A 3,516-nucleotide genomic window follows, 5' to 3' on the forward strand; every position below is an offset into this window, starting at 1 on the left:
CCGGATGATCTGCTGCAGCCGGCGCCCCTCGTCCTGGGTCAACCGCCGTGCTCTGACTGGCTCTGCCACCAGCCCGCCCCTCTCTCGATAACGACCTGTCGTCATCGAGGGTGGAGCCGATCAACCTGCCCGTCCCTGACCCTGTCCGGCGTGTCACCCAACCCGGTGGACGTTTGTGGTCACCGCACTAGCCGCGCGCGTGCCGCCGGCGCCCACCGGCGCCGGCGGCACACCCGCTCAGTGCGGGACCACGGAGCGCTTCAGCGGCCCGTCCCGGCCGGTGACCAGGCAGACGACGGTCCGCATCTGCTGCTCCCAGCGGAACCTGTCCGGTCCCGCGAACGCGATGTCGATGTCGGACGGGGGGTCTCCACCCCAGACTTCGCGCGCGAGATCGGTGCAGGCGTCGAGCGCCTTCTGCTCCAGCTTGTCGTCTCCCGGGTACTCGCCACCGTGCAGCGTGGAGAAGCCGAGCATTTCGTACTCATGCTCCTTGGTGCAGGGGATCAGGGGCTGGTCGTCGTATTCGCCCCATTCCTTGATGCAGTCTCCCGGTGAAAGCTGGGAGGTGTACTGCGTCCTCGTCTCGATGGTCTGGTCGAGGGCGGACGGAAGCAGACCGGACCCGGTGTAACGCATCAGGCACCTGACGGTGCGGTCCCCGGTCTTCCACGCGTCCTCGTCCGGCGGTGCGACGTGCAGTTCGAGGTCCTCGCCGTAGCGGCTGCGCTCCAGGAACTCGGTCCGCTCGCGGCATGCCGTCCACGCCCGGTCGCGCGCCTCGCGCACGCCCGGGTAGGGCACATCCGAGAGTTCCGTCGAGGCGCTGAGCTCGCCCCGGTGGGGCGTGGTGCACGGCAGCGGCTTCGCGAACATGCCGTCGGGGGTCTCCACGAGTTCGCTGAAGCAGTCGCCCGGACGCATGGCGGTGACCGCGACCCGGCCGTCCGCCCGGACGCCCGGCCCGGAGGAGCCCGAGGACAGCGGCCCGACCGTCACGACGGCGGCGATCGCGGCGACCCAGACCAGCGAGGCGGCGAGGCCGCCGATGGCGAGGCCCCTGCCCTTCTCGCCCCGGCGGCCGGTCTGCACCAGGGCGGCGACGGCGAAGCCGACCGCGAAAAGGACGAGCCCGAGCACTCCCGTGACGATCGCGACAATCGCGAACCGATTCGTCCGCCGCCGGACGCCCACGGGCGGCCCGCTCATGGACGGCCCGGCCGAGGGCGGAGTGGTCCAGGGCGGCGCCTGCGTGGGCGGGGCGGAGACGTCGGCGGACGGAGGAGCGCTGTCAGGCGGGGTCCAGGCGGGTGCCGGCTCGGCACCGTCCGAGGCGCTGCCATCGCCGGGTGGCGTTGTCATACGTGATCCATTCGTGTCGGGAGGCATGCGTCAGACAGGTCGCGGAAACGGTGGGCCGCCGGCCTCATCGCGGTACCAGCGGCTGTTTCAGCGTCCCGTCCGCGACCTTGAGCGCGCAGAGAACCAGTCGGGATTGGCGGTCCCAGGCGCTCTCGTCCGGTGCCCGGTACGCGAGCACCAGCTTCGCGGGCGGCGGTGGCCGGTCCGCGAAGATCTTTTTCGAGCGCTTCTCGCAACCGCGGCGCGCCTGCCGGTCGACGGACTCGGTGCCCGGGTAGGTCCAGGGCGGTTCGCCGAACGGCAGTTCGAACGTGGCCACCACCTCGGCCCGGTGGGGCTCGGTGCACGGGACGACGGCCGTGTAGCTGTCCTTGTTGTCCCACTTCGGGATGCACTCACCTATCGACAGAGCCGCGTAGCCCTTCAGATTCGGGTCCACGGTCGCCGCGAGAGGCGATGTGAGTGCACCGGTGCCGGTGTAGTGCATGAGGCAGGTCACCTCGCGGTCGCCTTTCCACCAGCGCTTCTGGTCGGGGCCGAGCAGGCGCGGGTCGAGGTTCTCGTGATACCTGCTCTTCTGGAGGTACAGGCCACGCTTCGTGCACAGTTCCTTAGCCTGTAGATAGAGCTTCTCGGGGCCCGGGTAGGGCTCGTTGGGCAGCGGGGAGCGGGCGATGACCTCGCTCTCATGAGGTTGCGTGCACGGCACGATCGTCACCAGGTCGGTGTCGTTGATGGCGGCGCCGGTGAAGCAGTCCCCTTCGCGCAGCGCCGAGGCCCGGGTCTGGACGTGTTCCGCCGATGACGATGAGCCGCCCGCCATCGCGACCGCGACGGCGGCCACGGCCACGGCCCAGGCCGCGGATGCGGTGAGGGCGCCGATGGCGAGGCTCCGGCCCTTTTCGCCCCGCCGGCGGGTCTGGACGAGGGCGGCGATGGCGAAGCCGGCCGCGAACGGGACCATGCCGGCGAGCCCGGTGGTGAGCGCGGCGATCGCGAGCCGGTTCGTCCTGACCGGGACGGGGGCGGACGGAGGCGGTGGCGTGTCCATGGGAACGCTGGACGACGGGTCCGGTTCGGGCGGGGACGAGTCTGGCGGCACCCAGGAGGGCGCGTTCGTCATGGCAGGACCGACTTCTTCAGTTTTCCGTTGGCGGCCTGGACCATGCAGACGACGTCGTGGATGCTCTCCATCCAGTCGGCCTCGGACGGCATCACGTACAGGATCTCGAGGTCGCGTTCGAGCGAGGCGTTGCGGAAGACCTTGTCCGCGCGCTTGTCGCAGCCGCGGGCGGCCTTCTTGTCGATCGCCTCGTCGCCCGGATAGCCGCCGTAGTCCAGGGAGTCATTGCCCGTGTCCAGCGTGAAGGTGGCGTACACCTGGTACCGGTGCGGTTTCTTGCAGGAGACGGTGGCGGTGACCGGGTCGGTCTCCTCCCACTCGTCGATGCATTCGCCGGTGCTCAGCTGGTTGTACGTCTTCAGCCTCGTGTCCACGGTGGCGACGAGCGGCGTGGTGAGAGGCGCGGTGCCGCTGTAGCGGACGACGCAGGTCAGTGTCAGCCCGTCGTCGTCGAAGGGTTCGTCGCCGGACCAGTCGTAATAGGGGTCGAGCTCGTTGCGGTACCGGCTGCGCATCAGGTACTCGGTCTTTTTCTGGCACAGGTCCTCGGCCCACCTGGTCATCGAGTCGCGCGACAGCTGGACGTTCGCGGGCGCTTCGGCGCGTGCGACGACCTCGCCCTTGTGCGGCTGCGTGCAGGGCAGTTCCTTCGCCTGGTAGCCGCCGGAGCCGTCGTCGGCGAAGGCGGTGAAGCAGTCGCCGACGTCGAGGCCGGTGATGGGCCTGGCGCCGCCGCGGCGTTCGCCGGCGCGGTCCTGGTCGGGCGGGAGGGCCGAGGTGACGGCGAGTGCGACCGCGCCGGCGAGCACCCAGACGACGGACGCGGCTAAGCCGCCGATGGCGAGGCCGCGGCCCTTCTCGCCCCGGCGGCCCGCCTGGACGAGGGCGGTGACGGCGAAGCCGATCGCCAGCGGGATCAGTCCGACCAGGCCGGTGACCACCGCGAACACCGCGAACTGGTTCGTCGGCCGCCGGGCGGGTTCGTAGGGCGCTCCCATGAGCGGCGTGGGCGCGGGCAGGCCGGGGTACGG

Annotated in this window: 3 protein-coding genes; all 3 read right to left on the minus strand. The window is 70.6% G+C overall.

From position 1 onward, the window contains the following. Positions 1-237: 237 nt before the first annotated feature. Complete coding sequence (locus E1284_RS39540) at positions 238-1,362, minus strand: DUF4190 domain-containing protein (RefSeq protein ID WP_165965614.1); 1,125 nt, start codon at positions 1,360-1,362, stop codon at positions 238-240. Between the two features lie 64 nt (positions 1,363-1,426). Beyond that, positions 1,427-2,485, minus strand: a complete 1,059-nt coding sequence (locus tag E1284_RS39545) for a DUF4190 domain-containing protein (RefSeq protein WP_131945255.1) — start codon at positions 2,483-2,485, stop codon at positions 1,427-1,429. After that, positions 2,482-3,516: DUF4190 domain-containing protein (locus E1284_RS39550; RefSeq protein ID WP_165965615.1), on the minus strand; the 1,035-nt coding region annotated here is incomplete at its 5' end. The genes E1284_RS39545 and E1284_RS39550, both read right to left, overlap by 4 nt.

It is taken from the genome of Actinomadura bangladeshensis, from assembly GCF_004348335.1.
Lineage (GTDB): Bacteria > Actinomycetota > Actinomycetes > Streptosporangiales > Streptosporangiaceae > Spirillospora > Spirillospora bangladeshensis.

Excerpts from the sequence above, each read along its gene's own strand:
- E1284_RS39540 (WP_165965614.1), bottom strand. The coding sequence starts at position 1,362 with ATGACAACGCCACCCGGCGATGGCAGCGCCTCGGACGGTGCCGAGCCG.
- E1284_RS39545 (WP_131945255.1), bottom strand. The coding sequence starts at position 2,485 with ATGACGAACGCGCCCTCCTGGGTGCCGCCAGACTCGTCCCCGCCCGAA.